The organism is Corynebacterium tuscaniense, assembly GCF_008693065.1.
In the GTDB taxonomy this organism is placed as follows: domain Bacteria; phylum Actinomycetota; class Actinomycetes; order Mycobacteriales; family Mycobacteriaceae; genus Corynebacterium; species Corynebacterium tuscaniense.
Map to the genome: position 1 here is coordinate 1 of NZ_VXKH01000090.1, position 4,438 is coordinate 4,438.

A 4,438-nucleotide genomic window follows, 5' to 3' on the forward strand; every position below is an offset into this window, starting at 1 on the left:
AAGGCCGCCGCGCGGTCACCGGCACCAATCGTGAGCGCCTTATGGCCGATGCCGCATGGCTTCGCACCCACGCCAGTGGCCACCGCGCAGATCTCCTGGAACAACTCGCCCGCGCGGCTGCGGTCGACCCACACGATGTACCTCGCCGCTGGTTGGCTATCGCCGCCGTGTGCTGACTGGTTTTTCACCCGCTACGCACGATTTAAATTCACCTGTTCCAAGCTGGCCCAGCACCTAAATAGACAGCTTGGTCCAATTTTTTATATTTTGCGCGAACCGACCACACTACAACTGCTTGCCCGCCCCCCGGGTGACTCCTACTTTTATGGGCATGCCTCAATACAACAACACTGCCGTTAATGATTGGTCCTTCAACACCCGCGCCATCCACGCGGGCCAAGGCGTCGACTCCGATACCGGCGCACGCAACCAGCCGATCTACATGACCACGTCCTATGTCTTCGAGGACACCCAGAACGCTCATGACCGTTTCGCTCTGACTAATCCGGGCCCGATTTACACCCGTATTACCAACCCGACGCAGGAGGCGCTGGAGAACCGTCTCGCGTCCCTGGAAGGCGGTGTCGCAGCCGTCGCTTTCGCCTCGGGCATGGCTGCAGAGGTCGCGGCTATTACGAACCTGGCTAGCGCCGGCGACCACATTGTCACCTCGCCGCGCCTCTACGGCGGTACGGAGACCCTTTTTGAGGTCACACTCCCCCGCCTAGGCATTGAAGTCAGCTTCGTGGACAACCCGGATGATCCGGAGAGCTGGCAAGCCGCCGTGAAGCCGAACACGAAGGCGTTCTACGGCGAAACCTTCGGCAACCCAATCGCGGACATCCTGGACATCCCAGCCGTCGCGGAGGTCGCGCACCGCAACCAGGTACCGCTCATCGTGGACAACACCATGGCCACCGCCGCGTTGGTCCGGCCGTTGGAGCTTGGCGCGGACATCGTCGTTGTGTCCACCACGAAGTTCTACAGCGGCAATGGCGCAGCACTCGGTGGCGCGCTTATCGACGGCGGCTCCTTCGACTGGACCGTCACCCGCGCCGGCGACCCCGTCTTCCCCTACTTTATTAACCCGGACCCCGCCTACCACGGCCTCGTCTACGCCGACCTCGGCCCCGCAGCTTTCGCCGTGAAGGCTCGCGCCGGCATCCTGCGTGACACCGGTGCTGCGATCTCCCCGTTCAACGCGTGGGTGACGCTGCAGGGTATTGATACGTTGGGGCTGCGCGTCGAAAAGCACAATGCGAACGCGCTGAAGGTGGCCGAGTACCTGGCTGCCAAGGACGAAGTCGCATACGTCAACTTCGCGGGCCTACCGTCCTCCCCGCACTACGCCACGAAGGAAAAGCTCGGCCTGAAGTACACCGGCTCGGTCCTCTCCTTCGACCTCGCCGCCTCCGATCCCGCCACCGCACGCGAGCAAGCATGGGCGTTTATCGACGCCCTCAATCTCCACTCCAACCTCGCCAACATCGGCGACGTCCGCTCCCTCGTTGTCCACCCGGCGTCCACCACGCACTCCCAGTCGAACGAGGAAGGTCTGAAGCGCGCCGGCATCACCCAGGGCACGATCCGCCTGTCCGTCGGCATCGAGGATGTCCAAGACATCATCGCTGACCTCGAACTTGGCTTTGCTGCGCTAAACGCAGCAAAGGGATAAACGGCAAACGGATAAACGGCATGATCCCTCTCCCACCCGAAGGTGAGCTTGCCACCCAGCGCATTGGTGATCTGACCACGGAGGCCGGCGCGGTCATCCACAGCGTGGAGATCGCGTACCAGCGTTGGGGCGAGTTCAACGGCGACCCGCACGGCCGCAATAACCTCATCGTGGTCGAGCACGCTCTGACCGGCGACTCGAATGTGGCCGACTGGTGGGGCGATCTCATCGGGCCCGGTGCACCGCTGGACACCGACCGCTTCTGCGTCCTGTGCACCAACGTCCTCGGCGGCTGCTCTGGCTCCACGGGCCCCTCGAGCGAGCACCCGGACGGCGGCGTATGGGGATCCCGCTTCCCCGCCATTTCCATCCGCGACCAGGTACGCGCCGAAGCAAAGTTCCTGGAAGCACTGGGCATCAACAGCATGCACGCCATCATCGGCGGCTCCATGGGTGGTGCGCGCGCCCTGGAATGGACGCTCATGTACCCCGATTGGGCAAATTACTCCTGCGTCATCGCCGTATCCGCGCGTGCATCAGCCTGGCAGATCGGGATTCAAACCGCCCAGATTTCCGCCATCGTGCGCGACCCGGACTGGCAGGGCGGTGACTACTACGGCACCAGTTCCTCCCCTGACGCGGGCCTGGCTGCCGCGCGTCGCATCGCGCATCTGACCTACCGCGGCGAGCAGGAAATCGACGAGCGCTTCGGCACCATGGCCCAACCCGGCGAAAACCCCCTGGGTACTCACCGGGACGAACACCAGCGTTTCGCCGTGCAAAGCTACCTCGACCACCAAGGTGAACAGCTGGTCAAGCGTTTCGACGCCGGCTCATACGTCACCATCACCGAATCCCTCTCCCGCCACGACATTGGCCGCGGCCGCGGCGGACTCAACCGCGCACTGGCCCAGATCAACGTGCCCACCATGGTCGTGGGCGTGGACACGGACATCCTGTACCCGTTCCACCAGCAGGAACACCTATCACGCAATATTGGCAACCTGCTGGCCATGAACAAGATCGTCTCCCCCGTCGGCCACGATGCCTTCCTTGTAGAGACCCGCCAGATGGGCCACATCCTGCGCAATTTCATCGCGCTGGCTGACCAGACCCCGTCCGCGACGGACCTAGCCAAGCAGCGCGGCAACTACGAGATCTAGCCCACCACCAGTACGAATGCGTGGGTCTAGGCGTTCGGCTCTGTCCTGTAGTCGCCGTGCAGCGGGTATTTGAACCACACTGAATCGGGGTGGTTCAACCGCACCCACATCATGTCGCGGTAGTCCAGAGATTCTTCATCGAGAATCTCCTGCCACTTCGCGCGCCCGAGTAGGTACTGGTCCACATGGTCGCGCCAACTCTCCGAATACTCCCGGGTGAGAGCAAGCGCAACAGAGGAAATGTGCAGGTACTGGTCCAGATCGATCATTCCGATGATGCACCCGATTCGGGCTACGCGGGCAGCGCGCCCAATATCCCACCCCGCAAGGGTGCTCGGAAGCTTCTGCGGGATCAGCTTCTCGTTGTGCTCCTGAGTGTAGAGGTCGAGGCAGACTTCAAGCCGCTCCCGCAAGAAGTCTTCTGGGATCTCGGTGTCCCGGAGGTCAGCCACCGCTGCCTCAATGATCTGCGGGACCGCATCGTCTCGCTGCTCGAAAGGAAGATCGGCGAGCTGCTGCATATAAGGACGTAGAACCTCATACTCCGCATCGCCTGGGTCGCCCAACAAAGATGAGACCACGTCGAGCAGGTCATCCGGGGTATTGATCCCCCACCCCTGGGCGAGAAGCATCTTGAAATGCTCGTATGCCGCCTGCTGATCGGGGCCCGCCTGCGGCGTGATCACTTGCGGAGGCGCATCCATCGGTGCCTTTTCGGACTCGCCAAACGGCATCATGAGCGAGACTGCCAGGCCACCTTCAATCGGAAGCGCCCCTGTCTCCACATGGTTGAGTTCCATTTCCCCGGGCTCAATCGCCCAGTCCATGTGCTCGTCGTAATTTTTCGACAATCCGAGCGCCATGGCTCCCCGCATGGAAAAGTGGCCCTTTTTCTTCTTTTTCTTCTTATTCCAGCCGAACATGACTCGAGGCTACCGCACTGAGCAGGGGCAGCTAGCTACCCAGGGCGTCCACCGACACCGCCAGCCAGACGAGGGCGGCGCCCGTAACTCCGGTGAAGATGGCGTCGAAACGCCTGGAGCGCACCGCCAGCAAACCCATCACCTGCGAATCGCAAGTCAGGCGGCACGCGGTGAGCCACAGCATGGCCATGCCAAGGGTGAAGGTGGCACGGCGCCAGTGTTCCGTCATGGAAAACAGGGTGGCCACCACGAACCCGAGCACGAACAACGCCACCATCACCTGCTGCACACGTAGAGGCAGCTTTGATGGTGGGTTGTAGATGTCGTGCGGGTTGTCCAGGCTCGGCGGGGGCGCAGCACCCGGCCCGGACGGTTTGTTACTGTGCGTCGGCAAGGTGCTCGGCACGCTCCACGATGTTGCGCACCAGGAAGGTGCGGGTCATGGGGCCAACGCCACCCGGGTTCGGGGAGACCCAACCGGCTTTCTCCCAGACGTCGGGGTGGACGTCGCCGGTGGTTTTGCCGTCGACACGCGAAACTCCGACGTCAAGCACGGCGGCGCCTTCTTTGACCATGTCGGCGGTGATCATGTGGGGCTTGCCGGCGGCCGCGATAATCACGTCCGCGCGGCGCGTCTCCGCAGCGAGATCCTTGGTGCCGGTGTGGCAGAGCACGGC

The 4,438-nt window shown here is 62.7% G+C and carries 5 protein-coding genes and 1 pseudogene; 2 read left to right on the forward strand and 4 right to left on the reverse strand.

Going from position 1 to position 4,438, the window contains the following annotated elements; translation table 11 throughout:
* On the reverse strand, positions 1-188 hold a 188-nt coding region (locus tag F4V54_RS10185), incomplete at its 3' end, for a hypothetical protein (RefSeq protein ID WP_150387060.1).
* 143 nt (positions 189-331) lie between these two features.
* Between F4V54_RS10185 and F4V54_RS10190 the strand changes: the two genes are divergently transcribed.
* Both F4V54_RS10190 and metX read left to right on the forward strand, forming a co-directional pair.
* Positions 332-1,675: an O-acetylhomoserine/O-acetylserine sulfhydrylase gene (locus F4V54_RS10190; protein WP_150387061.1), complete on the forward strand. Its 1,344-nt coding sequence runs from the start codon at positions 332-334 to the stop codon at positions 1,673-1,675.
* A gap of 20 nt (positions 1,676-1,695) precedes the next feature.
* On the forward strand, positions 1,696-2,838 hold the full coding sequence (gene metX / locus F4V54_RS10195; protein ID WP_150387062.1) for a homoserine O-acetyltransferase MetX: 1,143 nt from the start codon (positions 1,696-1,698) through the stop codon (positions 2,836-2,838).
* A gap of 26 nt (positions 2,839-2,864) precedes the next feature.
* Here the strand turns inward: metX and F4V54_RS10200 are convergent, their stop codons facing one another.
* The 3 genes and pseudogenes from F4V54_RS10200 to F4V54_RS10210 form a co-directional block, all read right to left on the reverse strand.
* Positions 2,865-3,761, reverse strand: a complete 897-nt coding sequence (locus tag F4V54_RS10200; protein ID WP_150387063.1) for a DUF1266 domain-containing protein — start codon at positions 3,759-3,761, stop codon at positions 2,865-2,867.
* 31 nt (positions 3,762-3,792) lie between these two features.
* Complete coding sequence (locus F4V54_RS10205) at positions 3,793-4,155, reverse strand: DUF3017 domain-containing protein (protein WP_376997495.1); 363 nt, start codon at positions 4,153-4,155, stop codon at positions 3,793-3,795.
* Positions 4,139-4,438, reverse strand: a pseudogene (locus F4V54_RS10210) (bifunctional methylenetetrahydrofolate dehydrogenase/methenyltetrahydrofolate cyclohydrolase); the annotation flags it as partial. The pseudogene F4V54_RS10210 and the gene F4V54_RS10205, both read right to left, overlap by 17 nt.

Excerpts from the sequence above, each read along its gene's own strand:
- F4V54_RS10190 (WP_150387061.1), top strand. The coding sequence starts at position 332 with ATGCCTCAATACAACAACACTGCCGTTAATGATTGGTCCTTCAACACC.
- metX (WP_150387062.1), top strand. The coding sequence starts at position 1,696 with ATGATCCCTCTCCCACCCGAAGGTGAGCTTGCCACCCAGCGCATTGGT.
- F4V54_RS10200 (WP_150387063.1), bottom strand. The coding sequence starts at position 3,761 with ATGTTCGGCTGGAATAAGAAGAAAAAGAAGAAAAAGGGCCACTTTTCC.